The sequence below is a fragment of the Nocardioides sp. Bht2 genome, assembly GCF_047308515.1.
Classification (GTDB): Bacteria; Actinomycetota; Actinomycetes; order Propionibacteriales; family Nocardioidaceae; genus Nocardioides.
This window is the reverse complement of the sequence record NZ_JBLBWI010000004.1, coordinates 121,408-138,553: the sequence shown is the minus strand read 5'-3', so window position 1 is coordinate 138,553 and position 17,146 is coordinate 121,408. Positions and strand designations below refer to the sequence as shown.

The following is a 17,146-nucleotide window of genomic DNA, read 5'->3' as shown; positions in this document are numbered from 1 at the left end:
CTCCTCGCACTCACGCCAGTAACCTCTCGTCGACGTTCACCATCCGCGCCCGGACCCACTCGCCGAGCGCCTTGGCCTGCGGATCGAACCGGACCGAGGAGGCGACTCCGTCGCCGAGCAGGCCACGGATCACCACGTTCACGCCACCCAGGTTGGGCAGCAGGTAGACGTCGACGTCGAGGCCGACGGCTTCCGGAACCAGCTCGCGGATCCGGTCCGGGGTGATCAGCTTGGCCAGCCAGTTCACCCGGGCGAGGTACAGCTCGTCGGAGATCTCGCCATCGGCGGAGACCCAGAGGCCCAGGTTGGCGTCGCCGCCCTTGTCGCCCGAACGGGCGTGGACGAAGGTGCCCAACGGCATCCGCCGGGTCAGCGCGTCATGCGGCGCCGGGAACGGCGAGGGCCGCAGTCCGATCGGGTCGGCCGCCTCCGCGCCGCCTTCGCTGAAGACGGTCGGCTCGGCGATCACCTCCCGGCGGCCGTCGGCATGGACCACCGTGTGCTCGACCGCATTCCGCGGCACGTACGCCGGGCGGTAGAGACCGAACGGCGTGGCCGGCGACGGCGGAGCCGTCATCGTGAAGCCCGGATAGGAGGCGAGGGCGAGTTCGACCGCGGCGCTGCTGAAGGGCTTGCCGACCGGACCGGGCCGGCTGTCCTTGACGGTGCAGCGCAGCAGCACGCTGGCCGCCTCCTCGGTGTCCGCGTCCTGGTGGGGGCGAGGGGCGCCCGACCAGTGCACCGTCGACGGCGGGTCGGCGGCGAGCGCGGCGTTCATCTGCTCCCGTACCCAGTCGGCCTTGGCCTCGGTCTCCAAGCCGGTCAGCACGAACTCGACGCTGTTGCGCCAGCCACCGAGCTCGTTGACGCAGACCTTGAGAGTGGCCGACGGAGCTTCGCCGCGGATGCCGGTGAGTGCGACGCGGTCGGGCGCCTGCTGGCTCAGGCGGATCGTGTCGAGCAGCGTGGTGACGTCGGGGCCGAGGTACCGGGTGGATTGGATCTCGTAGACCAGCTGGGCGGTCACCGTGTCGACGGTGACCGCGCCACCAGTCCCGGCGTGCTTGGTGATCACGACCGAGCCGTCGGCGGAGATCTCCGCGATCGGGAAGCCGATCGGGGTGTTGAAGTGGCCTTCGCGAGCCAGCGTCCGGAACCCGGAGAAGTTCCCGCCGCAGGCCTGGGTGCCGCACTCGATCACATGGCCGGCGACGACGGCACCGGCGAGTTGGTCGTAGTCGTCGTAGCCCCAGCCGAAGTGGTGCGCCGCCGGGCCGACGACGACCGAGGCGTCGGTGACCCGACCGGTGACGACGACCTGCGCGCCGCCGTCGAGGGCGGCCGCGATCCCGAAGCCGCCGAGGTAGGCGTTGGCGGTCAGCGCGCCGTCCAAGCCGTACTCGCCGGCCCGCGGCCGCAGGTCGTCGCCTTCGACATGGGCGATCGCGACGTCGAGACCGAGGCCGGTGCTGACCTCGCGGAGCTTCGCGGCGAGCCCTGCCGGGTTGAGGCCACCGGCGTTGCTGACGATCCGCACGCCCTTCTCCAACGCCAGGCCGAGGGTGTCCTCGACCTGCCGGACGAAGGTCCGGGCGTAGCCCAGCGACGGGTCCTTCATGGTGTCCTTGCCGAGGATCAGCATGGTCAGTTCGGCCAGGTAGTCGCCGGTCAGGACGTCGAGTTCACCGCCTTCGAGCATCTCGCGCATGGCCGTGATCCGGTCGCCGTAGAAGCCGGAGCAGTTTCCGATCCGCAGGGGGGCACTCATCGCTGGTTCTCCTCGGTGGCGTCGCGTCCGGTGCCGGGCGGACCGGCGAAACACTGGGCGATCCCCAACCAGGCTTCAGCCTCGTCGCCTCGGGCCTTGAGGTCGGTGTCGGCCCGGTTGACGCGTTGGGTGGCGAGCAGGCAGAGGTCGAGCGCGGAGCCGGTGACCTGTTGCACGGCGTCGGGTTCGCCCCAGACCCACCGTTCTCCGGACGGTGCGAGCAGGTCGATGTAGAACGCCTCGGTCGGCGGCTGCAGGCCACGGGTGTGGAACGCGAAATCCCTGGTCCGGACGGCGAGGTGGGCGACATGCTTGATCCGGTCGGTGGCCTGCGGTTCGGCCCCCAGCGCCTCATGGACGTCGCGGGAATGGGCCCAGGTCTCCATGAACCGGGCGGTCGCCATCGACGTCGCCGACATCGGCGGGCCGTACCAAGGCAGCTTGGTGCCGGGCGGCAGTGCGCGCAACACCTGTTGCAGGTCGGCGCGGGCCTTCTGCCAACGAACGAGGAGTTCGTCTGCACCGACGGCGCCCCCACGGAGCGCGCCGTTGTCGACGAACCCTTCGGGGTCCTGCATCGCTTCCAGGACCAAGGCGTCCCAGGCGGTCCTGTCGGTAGCCGCGATCACCGCGGACTCGTCGGTCCAGGCCAGGTGCGCGATCTGGGCCGCGACGTCCCAACCGGCGGCTGGGGTGGGACGGCGCCAGTCGGCGTCCGGGCGGTCGGCGACGAGGGCTTCGAGAAGCGCGCCTTCGGCGTCGAGGTCGGCCAGTACCTGGCCGAGGAGGTCACTCATCCTTGCTCCTGTCGTGCGATCACGTTGTCGAGCTCGTCGGCCCAGCGGTCGAGGATGCGACGACGCCGCGCGGTGTCGTCGGAGATGGTGTTGGCCAGGCCGAGGCCACGGACCAGGTCGAGGGTCGCCTGGACCAGCTCCCGGTTGCCGGGGATGGTCTCGTCGATGCCGAGCATCTCGACGCAGGCCCGGTGGGTCTCGCGGCCGACGCGCTGCTCGAGCGGACCGACCACCTCCAGCAGTTCGGCGTCGGTACGGGCGGCGACCCAGAGTTCGAGCGCGGCGGTGAAGACGTCGCTGGCGAAGTGGTCCCCGAACGCGTTGAGCACGGCACGGGTGCGGCCCTCCCCCTGCGGGAGTCCTTCGGCGACCTCTTCCAGTAGGTGGTGGCGTCGCTCGGCAAGCATCTCGACGGCGGCGACCACCAGCGACGCCTTGGTCGGGAAGTGGTGCAACTGCGCGCCGCGGCTCACTCCGGCCCGCTGCGAGACCAGCGTGGTCGACGTCTGGGACCACCCCTTCTCCACCAACGTCGCGACGCACGCCTCCAACAGCCGCTCCCGCATCACCCGGGTGCGCTGTTCTTGCGGTACACGTGTCGTGCTCTGGCTCACACGCACATCCTGACCGGCAACAAACAAACAGTCAACCCTGACTTTTTCCGCTCAATGTGACCTCAGCGCTCGCAATTCACCCGAATTAGCGCGCTGGGCTCACATTGAGCGGGTCAGCCCAGGCGGTCGATGAACCACTCGTCGGTGTTGCCCGCATTGATCGCCTCGATCAGGGAGTCCAGTTCGCTGTCGGGGAAGTTGTCGACGATCTCGCCGAGCCAGGCGACGGCGGTCGCGAACGGGTCGACCTGCCAGCCGCCGTCGGTCTCGCGGACCATCACGAACGCCTTGCTGATCCCGCTGCTGTCGACCAACCACTGCGGCGTGCAGCCCTCCAGGGTGTAGTTCTCGTCGATCTCCGGACGATGCGCCGTGATCGAGGCGCAGGCATCGGTCAGGGTGAACGTGTTGGGGTAGGGGTCGCCGCCCTCCTGGCCGTTCAGCTCGCCCGCCAGCCGGTCCACCTCGACGCGCACCAGGCCGTCCTTCTCATCACCGGCCCGGACCTGCTGATCGGTGATCGCCACGTCGAAGCCGGCCTCGTACTCGGCAAGCTCTCGATCGGCAAGCTCGACGAACGGCCGCAACAATGCGCCCTGCCCGGCCGGCAGGGCGTCGAGCATCCCGTCGAGGTCGTCGCCCCGGGCGGCGTCCGCCAACACGCGCAACGCGTCCTCCGGCTTGTCGGCAGTCACAGCATCGCGGCCCTCGCCGTCGTCGTAGGCGCTCCAATCGCCGCCTCGACCGAACCAGTCGCGAGCCAGATACTCGGCGGCGGTCGCAGTGGGCGAGACGTGCCAACGACCGTCCACCTTCACCGTCATCACGAAGAGTCCCGCACCGGCACCCTCACGCATGTCGGCCGAAACGCTGCCCAGGTCGACCTGCTCCGTCCAACTGTCACCCAGCTCACGGCGCACCCCTTCGGCGACACCGGAGAGCGCATCCGGAAACTCGGACGCCTTCAGTTCGACGTTCATCACGCCGTCCTCGACGACGACCATCGCGACGTCGTCACCGAGCTCGCGGACCCGCAGGTCGACGTCGTCGAACGAGACCGCGCCAGCTTCGAAGACGCCGTCCTTGCTGGCCACGCCCGCCTTCACCAACCGTTGGTGCAACTGCTCGTAGACCTTGTCGATACCGGCGGATTCGGTCGGATTCATCATCTGGATCGCCGCGATCGGGTCCTGGCTCTCGGCCGCCGCAAGCACCTCCGTGACGGCGTCCTCGGGCTTGTCAGCACCGGTGTCCGCGCCGCTGAAGATCTGCCAGGCCGCTACCCCGACCACACCCAGCACCGCAACGCCGACGCCCGCGATCACCAGGCCACGTACCGGCGTCCTGCGCTTCGACGCCGGTGTCGGAGTGCCGCCAGTGAAGCTCATCGCCTCGAACGAGCCGCCTGCTGGCGCCGGCAGAGCTCCGTCACCAGCCGGAACCTGCGGCACAGCAGCGCCACAACTTGCACAGAACCGCTGTTCGGGCGCGAGGCTCGCACCACACTCAGGGCAGAACTTCATGACGACTCCTGGTCTTCCATTCCAGGGAGACCGCGGCCACGACGGCGACGACTCCGATGATCCCGAGCCAGGAACCGACACCGAAACGGTCGGTCCTGAAGTGGGTGAGGGCATCGAGCAACGCCAGCACCGCTGCCGTTCCGACCAGCGCCGACACCGGTCGCAGGGTTGCGGCGACGACGCCGGGCACCAGAGCGAGCACGGCGATCGCCGCACCGGTGACGGGCAACAGCAGGGCCAACCACACGGTCCAGGACGGAACACTGACCAGGATCCGGTCCTGGATCAGCGAGGCGGCGTCCAGCAACGACGAACGCGAGAGCGGTCCGCGGGCCGTCCACGGCACGAACGCTTGAGCCAACCACGCGGCGGCAGCACCGAGCCAGCAGGCCACGGCCAACCGTCGACACCACCGCACCGGCACTCCTCTGCTTGAACCGACTACGCCCCCGTAGCCCAAGACGCGATCAGTATGCCGCCAGCGCGGGCCGCCGGAGAGGCAATCGCTAGGCTCAGTCCGCTCCACGATCCGGACCGGGCCGGATTTCCCATCCCTGCAGGAGGCTCACCCTTGTTCTGGACCAAGCACGGCGACGGCGAAGCCGTCGCCCCCGACGCGATCGTCAAGCCGCTGGAGCGGCTGTCGTGGCCGCGCACCATCGGGCTCGGCGCGCAGCATGTGATCGCGATGTTCGGCGCCACCTTCCTGGTGCCGTTGATCACCGGTTTCCCGCCCAGCACCACGCTGCTCTTCTCCGGTGTCGGCACGCTGCTGTTCCTGATCATCACCAAGAACCGGGTGCCGAGCTACCTCGGTTCGTCGTTCGCGTTCCTCGGTCCGGTCGGTGCCGCGATGGGCACCCAGGCAGCGCCCGGCCCGGGCATGGGCGCAGCGCTCTTCGGCATCATGGTCACCGGTCTGCTGCTGGCGATCGTCGGTCTGATCGTGAACGCGGTCGGTACCGGCTGGATCCACGCGCTGATGCCGCCCGCGGTGATGGGTGCGATCGTCGCGCTGATCGGTTTCAACCTCGCCCAGGCCTCCTGGTCGAACGTGACCACCATCAAGCCTGAGAACGACGTCACGCTCAACGACAGCCTGCTGGTCGCCGCGATCACCGTCATTGCGATCGCGATCATCGCCGCCCTCTTCCGCGGCCTACTCGGCCGGATCGCGATCCTGCTCGGCTTCATCGCCGGCTACCTCGCGTCGCTGAGCCTCGACATGGTCTCCTTCGAGACGGTCAAGGCCGCCGATTGGATCGGCTTCCCGGAGTTCAACTCCCCCGAGGTCGACTGGTCGGTGATCCCGATGTTCCTGCCCGTCGTCTTCGTGCTGGTCGCCGAGAACGTCGGCCACGTTCGTAGCGTCGCCCACCTCACCGGCGACGACAGCATCAACGACCTGACCGGCAAGACCCTCTTCGCCGATGGCGCGGCAACCGTGATCGCCGGCTTCGGAGGCGGTTCGGCCACCACCACGTACGGCGAGAACATCGGCGTCATGACGGCGACCCGCGTCTTCTCGACGGCCGCCTACTGGGTGGCCGGCATCGTCGCCATCCTGCTGTCGCTCTCCCCCAAGTTCGGCGAGCTGCTGTTCACGATCCCGGGCGGCGTCATCGGCGGCGTCACCCTCGTCCTCTACGGCATCATCGGCCTGATCGGTGTCCGGATGTGGATCGACAACAAGGTCGACTTCAGCGTTCAGAAGAACCTTTTCTCGGTTGCCGTCGCCCTGATCATCGCGATGGGCATGGGCAATGCTGCGCTGGAGTTCGGCGACATCAAGCTCGGCGGCATCGCGCTGGGCACCGCCGCCGTCCTGGTGATCTACCACGGCATGAACGCGCTCGAGCGGCTCCGCGGCGACCGCGCCTGATCCACCCCGCACCACCTCACGACGCCGTCCGGACCTGCTGGCCCGGGCGGCGTCGTTGTCCCACACGCAGCCGATGCGCCACCTACGCTGGACGTCGGAGAGAACCGACGACGTGAGGAACACGCATGCCGAAGACCGTTCTGATCACCGGAGCCAGCTCCGGCCTGGGCGCGGAGATGGCCCGCCAGTTCGCCGCGCTCGGCTACGACCTGGCGCTCTGTGCGCGCCGCACCGAGCGGCTTCAGGAGCTGCGCGACGAGATCCTCAACCAGAGCGCCGGACGCCGGATCGAGATCCGTGCGCTCGACGTCACCGACGACGCCGCCGTCTTCAGGGTCTTCGCCGACTTCGCTGCCGACTTCGGCACGCTCGACCGGATCGTGATCAACGCCGGTCTCGGCAAGGGTGCCCCGCTGGGCACCGGCCGCTACGACGCCAACCGCGAGACGGCGATGACCAACTTCGTCGCCGCGCTCGCCCAGACCGAGGCCGCGATGGAGATCTTCCGGGCCCAGAACTCGGGGCACCTGGTGATGATCTCGTCGATGTCGGCGATGCGCGGCATGCCGAAGACACTGACCACCTACGCCGCCACCAAGGCCGGCGTCGCCCACCTCGCCGAGGGTCTGCGGATGGAGCTGGCCGACTCACCGATCAAGGTGAGCACCATCTACCCCGGCTACATCGCTTCGGAGATGAACGAGCGGATCAAGAAGAAGCCGGCCTTCATGGTCTCCACCCGTGACGGCGTCTCCGCGATCGTGGCCGCGATCGAGAAGGAGAAGCCCGCGGCTCGAGTCCCCGGTTGGCCGTGGGCTCCGCTGGGTGCGGTGATGCGCAACGCACCCCTCGGCATCGTGCGCCGACTGGTCTGAACCTACGACCACGACAGCGGTTGATCGCTGTCACCTGATGACAGCGATCAACCGCCATCATCGGCTCAGGCAGCCGCCGGGCGCGCCAGGTCAGCGTTCGCGGCGGCCCAACACCGTGCCGAGGCCCAGCAGCAGCGCACCGGCCAGGACACCGATCGCGGCCGGCGTGATCGCGTCGGCCAGCTTCGGCGGGGCGCTGGAGTCGAGCACCGTGCTGGTCGGGTCGAGTTCGACAGGTGCGGGCTCGGTCGCCGTCGCCGGGGTGGGCTGACCGAGCAGCGCGGTCAGGTCACGGCGCAGCGAGGGCCGAGCGGGTGCGGTGCCCTCGTAGCTGCGCGCCTGGAGCCGGCCGGCACGCTCGTTGTCGGCGAAGAAGACGTACCGCTCGCCCTCGCGGACCCCGGTCAGGCCACAGTCCGCGACCCGCGCCGGGGAGGCGACCTTCACCGACTCCCCCACGTTGCCGCTCCACCACGACTCGACCGCCACCGAGTAGACCTTGGTCTGGCTGCCGTTCTTGGAGCTCACCGCGACGTCGGTCACCTCACCGGTGAAGACGAAGTTCAGGCGGCTCTTCTGGGCCAACGTGAGCTCCGGCGTCGAGCAGGCCGGAGCCGCCACCGCCGCCGAGGTGTCGAAGGCGAGCGGGACCGCGCCCGCGCCGAGCGGCAGGGCCACCAGCGCCAACGCTCCTTGAGCAACGAACCGTCGCATTTTCACCTCCACGTCCAGAGAAAACCAGGGCACACCTTCTCATAGCAAGCGTGCCTCAGAGGTCGAACAACCTCCGCAGCACCTGCGCGACACCGTCCTCGGTATGCGCCGGCGCGATCTCACGAGCCGCCGCACGGGCCACCGCATGGCCACCCGCCATCGCGTACGACTGCCCCGCCCACTCCAACATCTCGACGTCGTTGGGCATGTCACCGAAGGCGACGACGTCAGCCGCGTCGATCGCCAACTCCGCGCAGAGCTCCGCCAGCGTGCTGGCCTTGGTGACGCCCGGCGCCGACATCTCCAACAACGGGAAGCTGGACGACCAGGTGACCTCGACCATGCCCTCCAGCAGCGCCTGGCCGCGGCGCCAGTAGTCCTCCGGCGCCAGCTCGGTGTGCAGCGCGAGCACCTTCACCACGGCGTCGTCGTAGATCGCCTCGAAGCTGCCGGTCGGGATGTCCGGGATGTCCGGGAACCGGGTCGCGAAGCCGGTCTCACGTGCGAACCCGGTCGTCTTCTCCAGGGCGAAGTGGGTGCCCGGGATCTCGGACCGGAGCAGGTCGGCGACCACCATCGCCACCTCCCGGGAGACGGTGGCCGCACTCCGCACCTGCTGCGCGTCGACGTCGTAGACGATGCCTCCGTTGGAGCAGACGGCGAGCCCGTGGCCCCCGACCTCACTCCACAACGACTCCATCCAGCGGATCGGGCGCCCGGTCACGAAGACCACCGGCACACCCTGGGCGTCGAGTTCCCGAAGCACCGCGCGGGTGCCGTCGCTGACGTTCCCGTCGGCGTCGAGCAGGGTGCCGTCGAGGTCGGTGGCGACCAGCTTCGGGCGGCTCATCGCGGCACCGGCCGGACCATCACCAGGTGGCCGTCCTCGTTGGCGCCGCGCAACTGGGTGAAACCGCAGTGGGCGAGCACCCGCAGACTGGCGGCGTTCTCGGCGGCGACGCTGGCCCGCACCCGGACGCCGGCCGCATCGGCGGCAGCGACCAGCTCACTCAGCGCCTCCGTCGCGACGCCCCGCCCGCGCGCGTCCGGGACCAGACCGAAACCCACCTCGATCTCCAGCACGTCAGCCTCGCCGTCGACCGGCGCCGGCTCTCCGAAGAAGCCGGCCGTGCCGCAGACCAGACCGTCGACGGCCCGGATCACCAACCGCGGCCCCCAGGGCTGCACGGTCTTGACCAGGCTGCAGACGTCGAGATCGTCACGCCGCGGGAAGCCGGGGGCGAAGCTGGAGTGGTGGCGCCCGCCGATCAGATCTGCGGCCTGCGCCGGAGTGATCAGCGGGAGCCGCAGACGCGCTGTGGTCAGCAACGCGGCTGGCTGGTTCACCCGAACCACCGATCGAGCTCGACGGCGGCACCATGCTCGTCGACCGGCAGCGTGACGGCGTCCGCGGCGGCTTGGACCTCCGGCACCGCTTGGCCCATCGCGACACTGCGACCCGCCCAACCGAACATCTCCAGGTCGTTGCGGCCGTCGCCGATCGCGAGGGTGTCGGCCGGGTCGATCTCCAGCATCCGTGCGACGTGGTCCAGGCCCGACGCCTTGGAGATCCCGACCGGAGCCAGGTCCATCCAGGCGGTCCAGCCGATCACGTAGTCGGTACCGTGCAGGCCGAGCTTCTTGGCCAGGATCTGGAAGTCCTCCACCGAGGCCTCGGGGTCACGCACGATGACGCGGCTGACCGGCTTGGCGACCATCTCGTCGACGTCGGTGATGATCATCTCGCCGTTGAGCTCGCCCGGCGGGAACGGCCGGTTGACCCGGTAGCCACGGCCTCGCTCCTCGACGCCGATCAGCGCACCCGGGTGGTGGCGCAGCACGTCACGGACCGCGGCGGAGGCGTCGAAGGTCTCCTCGTAGACCACCTCGATCGGCGGGTAGCGCAGCACCACCGCACCGTTGGAGGCGACCACCCAGAGCCGTTCATCGTCGTGCGGCAGCCCGAGCTGGTCGGCGATCGGCGTCATCCCATGCAGGGAGCGGCCACTCGCCAGGACCACGTAGGCGCCCGCTTTCGCGGCCCGCTGGACGGCGTCACGGACCACCGGGTCCACCTCGCCGTGCACCGTTCCGGAGCCCTCGACCCAACGCAGCAGGGTGCCGTCGATGTCAAGCGCGATCAGCTTCGGGCGCCAGTCGGTCACGGTCGCGCCACCGGCTCCAGCAGTTCCCGGCCACCCAGGTAGGGCCGCAGCGCCACCGGGACCCGGACCGAGCCGTCCGCCTGCTGGTGCGTCTCCAGGATCGCCACGATGGTGCGGGTGATCGCGCAGAGCGTGCCGTTCAGGGTCGCCACCGGCCGGACCTCGGTACCGCCGTCCTCGGCCCCGGTCGGATACCGGCCGCGGGTGTTGAGGCGGCGGGTCTGGAAGTCGGTGCAGTTCGAGGTCGAGGTCAGCTCGCGGTACTTGCCCTGGGTCGGGATCCACGCCTCACAGTCGTACTTGGCCTGGGCCGAGAGGCCGAGGTCGCCGGCCGCGACGTCGATCACCTGGTAGGCGAGCTCCAGCTTGTCGAGGAACTCCTTCTCCCAGTTGAGCAGGCGCAGGTGCTCCGCCTCGGCGTCCTCAAGGGTCGTGTAGATGAACATCTCCACCTTGTCGAACCAATGCACCCGGATGATTCCCTTGGTGTCCTTACCGTGCGAGCCTGCCTCCTTGCGGAAGCACGGGCTGAACGCGGCGTAACGCAGGGGGAACGTCTCGGCGTCGAGGATCTCGTCGCTGTGGTAGGCCGCCATCGGGACCTCCGAGGTGCCGACCAGGTAGAGGTCCTCGCCCTCGATCCGGTAGACGTCGTCGGCGGCCTGGCCGAGGAATCCGGTGCCCTCCATCGCCCGCGGCTTCACCAGGGCGGGAGCGATCACCTCGGTGAACCCGGCCTCGCGAGCCTGGTCCATCGCCATGTTCACCAGCGCGCGCTCGAGCTGCGCCCCGATGCCGGTGAGGAAGTAGAAGCGGCTGCCGCTGACCTTCGCGCCCCGCTCCAGGTCGATCGCGCCGAGCATCTTGCCCAGCTCGATGTGGTCGCGCGGCTCGAAGCCCTCGGCGGCGAAGTCGCGTGGGGTACCGACGGTCTCGATGACGACGAAGTCGTCCTCGCCGCCCTCGGGGGTGTGGTCGGAGGCGAGGTTCGGGATGCTGCGCAGAGCGGCGTTCCAGGCCTCCTCGGCCTCGTTCTGGGTGGCCTCGGCGGCCTTCACCTCAGCGGCGAGCGCCTTGGTGCGGGCCAGTAGTTCGGCCTTCTCCTCGCCCTGCGCCTTGGCGACCAGCTTGCCCAGCTGCTTCTGCTCCGCGCGCTTCGCCTCGAAGGAGACGATCGCCTCGCGTCGGGCGACGTCGGCAGCGAGCGCCCGGTCGACCACCTCGTCAGAGAGTCCACGCTTGAGCTGGGCAGCACGGACACGGTCGGGTTCGTCGCGAAGCAGGCGAGGATCGATCATGGCTCCTAGGCTATCGGCAGCGTCGAAGGGAACCTGCGCGCCCCGGCGGGGCATACTGCTGGGCGACCCCTAGATGTTTGCTTGACGATGGATGGACTGACGTGATCGACCGCTCCCGTGCCTGGTTGTTGACCTGGGCTTCGATCTTCACCGGCCTGCTGGCACTGCTCACGGCACTGGTCGTCGGCGAGTGGCAGCGGTTGATCACCTTCGACGTCGACGTCTCCACCGAGCTCACCGACTGGACCCGGCAGTACGACGGGTTGGTCGATGCGTTGCAGATCGTCGAGACCGCGACCGACACGATCGCCGCGGTGATCGCCACCGCGCTGATCGCGGTGATCCTGTTGACCAAAGGCCAGCGGCGGGCCGCGATCTACACGGTCGGGGTGGTGGCCGGTTCCTCGGCGATCACGCACCTGATGAAGTGGCTGGTCGACCGTGATCGACCGAGTTGGCACGTGCTCACCGAGCAGTACACGAACGGCTCCTATCCGTCCGGGCACGCCACCTACATCGTGGCGATCGCCGGTGTCCTGCTGGTGCTCAGCCAGATGTTCCTGCGCCGCGCCTCGGCACGTCACACGGTGACCGTGCTGCTGGTCCTCCTGGTGCTGCTCGTCTTCGCCGACCGGATCCACCTGGGGCGCCACTTCCCCTCCGACGTGGTGGCCGGCGCACTGGTCTCGATCGTCTGCATCCTGGTCGGTCTGGCGCTCTTCTCCCCGCAGCCGAAGCTCCAGGTCGAAGCGGCTGAGATCCCGGTGGTCGCCTCGGTCCCGGCGTCGAGCCGCGACCTGCACGTGGTGTTGAACCCGATCAAGGTCGACGACGTCGGCCAGTTCCAGGCGATCGTCGGCGCGATGGCGGCCGAGGGCGGCTGGAACGAGCCGGTCTGGCACCTCACCACCGTCGAGGACCCGGGCACCGGGATGGCGCACGCGGCGTCGGTGGCGGGCGCCGATCTGGTCATCGTCTGCGGCGGCGACGGCACCGTTCGTGAGGTCTGCGCCGAGCTTGCCGGGACCGGTATCCCGGTAGGCATCGTGCCGGCCGGCACCGGCAACCTGCTGGCCCGCAACCTCGACATCCCGCTCTACATCCGCTCGGCGATCGACGTCGCGCTGACCGGCCAGGACCGCGCCATCGACATGGTCGACGTCTCCGGTGACGGCTTCGAGCGCACCCACTTCATGGTGATGGCCGGGATGGGCTTCGACGCCGCGATCATGGAGGGCGTCAACGAGGACATCAAGAAGAAGGTCGGCTGGCTGGCCTACGTGCTCTCCGGGATGAAGTCCCTGATGTTCCCCGCGGTGCGCGTCGAGATCTCGGTCGACGACCAGCCCTTCACCAAGCACCGCGCACGGACCGTGGTGGTCGGCAACGTCGGCTTCCTGCAGGCCGGGATGCCCCTGCTCCCGGACGCCACCATCGACGACGGCGTCATCGATGTGGTGCTGCTGCACCCGAAGCGATTCCTGTCCTGGCTGCCGATCGTGTGGCGGGTGATGGCCAAGCGGAACAAGACCGACGAGACGCTGGACCGGATGACCGGCCGCAAGGTCGTGGTCCGTGCCGCCAGCGACACCCCGCGCCAGCTCGACGGCGACTCGATCGGCCCCGGCCGCGAACTCGTCATGGAGTGCGTGCACGGCCGACTGCTGGTGCGGGTACCGCGCTAGTGGCGTGTGTCGGTGGTTCTGGGATGGTTGGCGTGCTCGGGGTGCGTGCACCGAGCGCGCCAACCGCCCAACAACTTCCCGACACGGGCCACTAGGTCAGGCCGGCGTCAGCTGGAAGACCCGGATTCGACGGTCGGTACGGCGCGCGTACTTCGCGTAGTTCGGCCAGGTCCGGTTCATCACGGCCCACAGTCGGTCGTAGTCGGCACCCTGCACCTCATGCGGCACGACGGCGTAGTCCCGGCCACCGAAGTTGACCTGCGCCTCGGTGGCGGCAGCCAGGTTGCTCACCCAGGCCGGCGGCTTGGGGTGGCCCCAGTTCGAACCTGCGATCAGCCAGCCGCCCTCGTGCGGCACGCAGAGCAGCGGAGTGCTCCGCTGCAGACCGCTCTTGGCGCCACGCACGGTGAGCATCAGCCCTGGCAGACCGGCGATCGCGACCAGGCCGACGCGGCCACGGGTCAGCCGTTGCAACCGTTTGTCGACACCCACCAGCTGGTGGTTGATCTTCGGCAGCCAGGGCTGACTCCCGATCAGGATCGCCAACGGGCGCACAATGCGGGCATACAGGGCGTACATGGGCGGTGAGCCTACGTGCCGAGCGTCCGAGGGCGCACAGCTTTCGGCCAGTTACGGCCGGGCGTGCTCGATCGCCTCAGCCTCTTCGGGCGACAGCTGGGTCTCGCTACTCCAGCCCTGCACGTTCTTGGCGTAGGTGCGGGCCTCGGAGCGGCCGTGGATCGAGGTCAACAGGACCCCGTCGCCGGAGTCGTCGAGCAGCGCCAACGACCAACTGAGGTGACCGCCCATGTCGCCGAACGCGTCGTAGCGGACGACGGCGAGGTGGCGCAGCATCTCGTGGCCTTCGGCACGCAGCGCGGCGACCTCGCGGCGCAACCCCTCGACGTCACCGGGCAAGCCTTCTGCCGACGTCGCGGCGCTCCCCGGCAACGTCGAACGACGCAGCGTGAGCACCAGCGCCGCTACGGCGATGACCAGGGCGAGGGCAGCGAGGGCGGTCGACATGATCGGCAAGCCTAGTGGACCTGAGGGCCGAAGTTCGGCGAGGCGCAGCTACCCGCGAGTCACTTAAAAATGAGAGAAGCCCGGCCGCTGTTGACGGGGGATACAACAACGACCGGGCACCTCAAAACCTATTGCAAGACGCAACTTCACACAACCGAAGTTGCGCAATAGGCGGACACTTTTCGTCTCAACGGATGGTTACTTGCCGGTTCGCCAGACCAGACCGCGCGGCGCGCTCCTCGGCGGTCAACTCCGGGCCGGCGGCGACGGCGTCGACGAGCGCCCGGGCGAACGCGGCAGCCGACTCCTCGAGCACCTCGGCACCGGTGCCGACCGGCAGGTCCCAGACCGGGACCAGCAGGCCGTGCGCCCGGAACATCCCCACCAGGCGAGCGCCGTCAGCGATCACGTCGTCGCCGCTGACGTGGAGCCGGGCCAGGCCCGCGAGCAGGTCGTCCTCCGGCTCCGGCATCACCCAACGCAGGTGCTCCTTGGCGCCCAGACGGGTCCAGTAGGCGGCGTGGACGGAGTCGAGCCGCACGGTCGGGCTGGCCGCGGCGTTGGCCTGCTCGAGAGCTGCTGCCATCGCGCCGCCCTGGTCCTCGAGGTCGTTGATCCAGAAGTCGAAACCGTCGTGGACGGTCACCTCCAGCGGCTCGTCGACGACGAGGTCGGTGAAGCGCGGACCCTCGCCCGGCGCCTCGGTCAGGCCGACGACACCGGCCTCGGAGTCGAGCGCCTTGAGCAGGACCGCACCCAGGTCACGGCCCGGGTCGCCGAAGTTGTGCTGCACCTGCAGTCCCAGCCAGATCTCACCGGAGTCGCGGACCATCGCGGGGGCCGCGCCGGGCAGCAGGCTGTTCAGTCGGATCACCTTGCCCGCGTGGCCGCTGGCCTCGGAGAGGGTGAGCGGCGCCGTCGCGGCCGGGACCAGTTCGCGCAGGGCGATCAGGTCGCACTCACCGGCGTACGGGCCGAAGGGCCGGGCGTTGAAGACCGGCGGCGGGCCATCGCTGGCACCGTGGCACGCCTTGTAGCGGCGACCGGACCCGCAGGGGCACGGCTGGCGAGGACCGACCTCACCCTCGGCGGTGGCGACGGCCTCTCGGCCCTTGTTGCGTGAGCGCTTACCCATGGCGCGCAGGCTACCTGCGCAACAGCCCCATGATGTAGCCCGGGCGGTCGGAAATGACCGCCTCGACCCCGAGAGACTCACAGAGCTCCAGCTCCTCTCGGGTGTTCACCGTCCAGACATGGATCCGGCGACCGTGCAGGTTGAGGTGCTTGCCCAGCCCGGGATGGTCGCGCAGCTCGCCGATCCCCGGGCCCATGATCCAACTCGGATCGACGATCCGGCGCAGCATCGGCCAGTGGTGGGCCTTGTCGATCAACTGCACCAACTGCACCTTGGGCGCCAGCTTCTGCATCCGCTGCAACGCGGTGAAGGAGAAGCTCATCACCCGCGCCGGGGAGTCCGAGCCGGTCCAACCGAACTCGTCGAGCAGGTGCGCCACGCGACGCTCCACCAGTCCGCCGTACCGGGTCGGGTGCTTGGTCTCGATCGCCAACTCCACCCGACGGTCGGCGTCGGCCACCATCTGCATCAACTTGCGCAGCGTCAGTACTTTGCCGCGGTCCGGCTCGAGGATCGGCGCCTCATCGTCGAGGTCGCGCCACGGCTCCTTCCAGCTGGCCAGGTCGAAGGCGTTGAGCTCCTCCAGGGTCATCGCCGAGATGACGCCGCGCGACGCCGCCGTCCGCCGCAGGTCACGGTCGTGGACGCAGACCAGGTGGCCGTCCGCGGTCAGCCGGACGTCGCACTCCAGACCGTCTGCGCCCAGCCGGATCGCTTCACGGTACGCATCCGTGGTGTGCTCGGCGATCTCGTAACTGGCACCCCGGTGAGCAACGACCTGCATGCGGACATCATCTGCCTGCCCGCTCCGTGGGCCGACCCCGACCCGCCGATCGCCGCGATCAGGGGGCTCCCGGGTTTGGGCGCAGGAGTCTATGTTGGAAGACATGACCGACGGAGCAGACCGCAAGTCGAACCAAGAACTCGCCAACGACCTCCTCGCCCTGCACCAGCCCGGGAACCCCGTGGTGCTACCGACCGTCTGGGACGCCTGGTCGGCGAAGGTCGCCGCCGAGGCCGGATTCTCCGGCCTCACCGTCGGTAGCCACCCGGTCGCCGACTCGTTGGGCCGTGCCGACGGTGAGGGGATGGCCTTCACCGAACTCCTGACCCGGGTCGAACAGATCACCCGCGCCGTCGACCTGCCGGTCTCGGTCGACGTCGAGGCGGGCTATGGCCTCGACCCGGCCGCCGTCGTCGGCGGTGTCCTGGGCGCGGGCGCGGTCGGCCTCAACATCGAGGACACCGTCCACTCCGAGGGTGGCCGACTCCGCTCGGCCGAGGAGCACGCCGAGTACGTCGCAGGGATGCGCGCCGCCGCCGACCGCTCGGGCGTCAACCTGGTGATCAACGCCCGCACCGACTGGTTCAAGGGCAAGTACGGCGACGAGGCCAGCCGGGTCGACGAGGCGATCGCCCGGATGCGGCTCTGCGCCGAGGCGGGTGCGTCCGCCCTCTACCCGGTCGCCTTCCACGACGAGGCGACGCTGGCCAAGATCTGCGCCGAGCTACCTGCGCCGGTCAACGCGATCGCGCGTCCCGACGTCGACGATCTGGCGATGTACCGCCGAGCCGGCGCCGGCCGGATCTCGTTCGGCCCGACCTGGCAGATGGCGTTGACCAAGGTCTCCGCGGAATGGCTCGACCGCTGGCGGGGTTGAGCC

At 69.3% G+C, this 17,146-nt stretch carries 18 protein-coding genes; 4 read left to right on the top strand and 14 right to left on the bottom strand.

Translation table 11 applies throughout. The annotated features are described in order from the left end of the window. Positions 1 to 10: 10 nt before the first annotated feature. The 5 genes from ACLM5J_RS08395 to ACLM5J_RS08375 form a co-directional block, all read right to left on the bottom strand. A complete protein-coding gene (locus tag ACLM5J_RS08395) occupies positions 11 to 1,768 on the bottom strand; it encodes an acyclic terpene utilization AtuA family protein (RefSeq protein ID WP_413655823.1) in 1,758 nt (585 codons plus the stop codon). Then, complete coding sequence (locus tag ACLM5J_RS08390; protein ID WP_413655822.1) at positions 1,765 to 2,565, bottom strand: TIGR03084 family metal-binding protein; 801 nt, start codon at positions 2,563 to 2,565, stop codon at positions 1,765 to 1,767. The genes ACLM5J_RS08395 and ACLM5J_RS08390 overlap by 4 nt, the downstream gene beginning before the upstream one ends. Then, positions 2,562 to 3,179: a TetR/AcrR family transcriptional regulator gene (locus tag ACLM5J_RS08385; protein WP_413655820.1), complete on the bottom strand. Its 618-nt coding sequence runs from the start codon at positions 3,177 to 3,179 to the stop codon at positions 2,562 to 2,564. Before ACLM5J_RS08385 ends, ACLM5J_RS08390 begins: the two co-directional genes overlap by 4 nt. Positions 3,180 to 3,292: 113 nt before the next feature. Next, entirely contained in the window at positions 3,293 to 4,567 is a 1,275-nt protein-coding gene (locus ACLM5J_RS08380; RefSeq protein WP_413655975.1) for a hypothetical protein, read from the bottom strand. Between the two features lie 118 nt (positions 4,568 to 4,685). After that, on the bottom strand, positions 4,686 to 5,120 hold the full coding sequence (locus ACLM5J_RS08375) for a hypothetical protein (RefSeq protein ID WP_413655818.1): 435 nt from the start codon (positions 5,118 to 5,120) through the stop codon (positions 4,686 to 4,688). Positions 5,121 to 5,273: 153 nt separating this feature from the next. On the opposite strand from ACLM5J_RS08375, the gene ACLM5J_RS08370 reads away from it, so the two are divergent. Next, positions 5,274 to 6,584: a uracil-xanthine permease family protein gene (locus ACLM5J_RS08370; protein ID WP_413655816.1), complete on the top strand. Its 1,311-nt coding sequence runs from the start codon at positions 5,274 to 5,276 to the stop codon at positions 6,582 to 6,584. 125 nt (positions 6,585 to 6,709) lie between these two features. Further along, positions 6,710 to 7,459 (top strand): SDR family oxidoreductase, encoded by a 750-nt coding sequence (locus ACLM5J_RS08365; protein WP_413655814.1) that lies wholly within the window; start codon positions 6,710 to 6,712, stop codon positions 7,457 to 7,459. A 90-nt stretch (positions 7,460 to 7,549) separates the two neighbouring features. Here the strand turns inward: ACLM5J_RS08365 and ACLM5J_RS08360 are convergent, their stop codons facing one another. From ACLM5J_RS08360 to serS, 5 genes are read right to left on the bottom strand one after another with little or no spacing between them, the layout of a single operon-like run. Beyond that, on the bottom strand, positions 7,550 to 8,173 hold the full coding sequence (locus ACLM5J_RS08360) for a hypothetical protein (RefSeq protein ID WP_413655812.1): 624 nt from the start codon (positions 8,171 to 8,173) through the stop codon (positions 7,550 to 7,552). Between the two features lie 55 nt (positions 8,174 to 8,228). Continuing rightward, positions 8,229 to 9,023, bottom strand: coding sequence for an HAD family hydrolase (locus ACLM5J_RS08355; RefSeq protein WP_413655810.1), 795 nt, complete (start codon positions 9,021 to 9,023; stop codon positions 8,229 to 8,231). Next, a complete protein-coding gene (locus ACLM5J_RS08350) occupies positions 9,020 to 9,520 on the bottom strand; it encodes a GNAT family N-acetyltransferase (RefSeq protein WP_413655808.1) in 501 nt (166 codons plus the stop codon). Before ACLM5J_RS08350 ends, ACLM5J_RS08355 begins: the two co-directional genes overlap by 4 nt. Then, entirely contained in the window at positions 9,517 to 10,317 is an 801-nt protein-coding gene (locus ACLM5J_RS08345; protein WP_413655972.1) for an HAD family hydrolase, read from the bottom strand. Before ACLM5J_RS08345 ends, ACLM5J_RS08350 begins: the two co-directional genes overlap by 4 nt. Before the next feature lie 17 nt (positions 10,318 to 10,334). Beyond that, positions 10,335 to 11,636 (bottom strand): serine--tRNA ligase, encoded by a 1,302-nt coding sequence (serS, locus tag ACLM5J_RS08340; protein WP_413655806.1) that lies wholly within the window; start codon positions 11,634 to 11,636, stop codon positions 10,335 to 10,337. A 101-nt stretch (positions 11,637 to 11,737) separates the two neighbouring features. Between serS and ACLM5J_RS08335 the strand changes: the two genes are divergently transcribed. Further along, positions 11,738 to 13,321: a diacylglycerol kinase family protein gene (locus tag ACLM5J_RS08335; RefSeq protein WP_413655804.1), complete on the top strand. Its 1,584-nt coding sequence runs from the start codon at positions 11,738 to 11,740 to the stop codon at positions 13,319 to 13,321. A 96-nt stretch (positions 13,322 to 13,417) separates the two neighbouring features. On the opposite strand, the gene ACLM5J_RS08330 is transcribed toward ACLM5J_RS08335, so the two are convergent. The 4 genes from ACLM5J_RS08330 to ACLM5J_RS08315 form a co-directional block, all read right to left on the bottom strand. Further along, a complete protein-coding gene (locus tag ACLM5J_RS08330) occupies positions 13,418 to 13,900 on the bottom strand; it encodes a nitroreductase family deazaflavin-dependent oxidoreductase (protein WP_413655802.1) in 483 nt (160 codons plus the stop codon). Between the two features lie 51 nt (positions 13,901 to 13,951). Continuing rightward, on the bottom strand, positions 13,952 to 14,347 hold the full coding sequence (locus ACLM5J_RS08325; RefSeq protein ID WP_413655801.1) for a DUF4446 family protein: 396 nt from the start codon (positions 14,345 to 14,347) through the stop codon (positions 13,952 to 13,954). Between the two features lie 187 nt (positions 14,348 to 14,534). Then, entirely contained in the window at positions 14,535 to 15,482 is a 948-nt protein-coding gene (locus ACLM5J_RS08320; RefSeq protein ID WP_413655800.1) for a DUF5926 family protein, read from the bottom strand. 10 nt (positions 15,483 to 15,492) lie between these two features. Then, the gene (locus ACLM5J_RS08315) at positions 15,493 to 16,266 is read right to left on the bottom strand and encodes a glycerophosphodiester phosphodiesterase (RefSeq protein ID WP_413655799.1); all 774 of its coding nucleotides are present in this window, start codon (positions 16,264 to 16,266) and stop codon (positions 15,493 to 15,495) included. Positions 16,267 to 16,369: 103 nt separating this feature from the next. Between ACLM5J_RS08315 and ACLM5J_RS08310 the strand changes: the two genes are divergently transcribed. After that, on the top strand, positions 16,370 to 17,143 hold the full coding sequence (locus ACLM5J_RS08310) for an isocitrate lyase/PEP mutase family protein (protein WP_413655798.1): 774 nt from the start codon (positions 16,370 to 16,372) through the stop codon (positions 17,141 to 17,143). Positions 17,144 to 17,146 lie beyond the last annotated feature (3 nt).

Bases quoted from the DNA above. Each gene is read 5' to 3' on its own strand.
- ACLM5J_RS08310 (WP_413655798.1), top strand. From the start codon at position 16,370: ATGACCGACGGAGCAGACCGCAAGTCGAACCAAGAACTCGCCAACGAC.
- ACLM5J_RS08365 (WP_413655814.1), top strand. From the start codon at position 6,710: ATGCCGAAGACCGTTCTGATCACCGGAGCCAGCTCCGGCCTGGGCGCG.
- ACLM5J_RS08325 (WP_413655801.1), bottom strand. From the start codon at position 14,347: ATGTCGACCGCCCTCGCTGCCCTCGCCCTGGTCATCGCCGTAGCGGCG.
- ACLM5J_RS08355 (WP_413655810.1), bottom strand. From the start codon at position 9,023: ATGAGCCGCCCGAAGCTGGTCGCCACCGACCTCGACGGCACCCTGCTC.
- ACLM5J_RS08380 (WP_413655975.1), bottom strand. From the start codon at position 4,567: ATGAGCTTCACTGGCGGCACTCCGACACCGGCGTCGAAGCGCAGGACG.
- ACLM5J_RS08360 (WP_413655812.1), bottom strand. From the start codon at position 8,173: ATGCGACGGTTCGTTGCTCAAGGAGCGTTGGCGCTGGTGGCCCTGCCG.
- ACLM5J_RS08315 (WP_413655799.1), bottom strand. From the start codon at position 16,266: ATGCAGGTCGTTGCTCACCGGGGTGCCAGTTACGAGATCGCCGAGCAC.
- ACLM5J_RS08390 (WP_413655822.1), bottom strand. From the start codon at position 2,565: ATGAGTGACCTCCTCGGCCAGGTACTGGCCGACCTCGACGCCGAAGGC.
- ACLM5J_RS08320 (WP_413655800.1), bottom strand. From the start codon at position 15,482: ATGGGTAAGCGCTCACGCAACAAGGGCCGAGAGGCCGTCGCCACCGCC.
- ACLM5J_RS08330 (WP_413655802.1), bottom strand. From the start codon at position 13,900: ATGTACGCCCTGTATGCCCGCATTGTGCGCCCGTTGGCGATCCTGATC.
- ACLM5J_RS08395 (WP_413655823.1), bottom strand. From the start codon at position 1,768: ATGAGTGCCCCCCTGCGGATCGGAAACTGCTCCGGCTTCTACGGCGAC.
- serS (WP_413655806.1), bottom strand. From the start codon at position 11,636: ATGATCGATCCTCGCCTGCTTCGCGACGAACCCGACCGTGTCCGTGCT.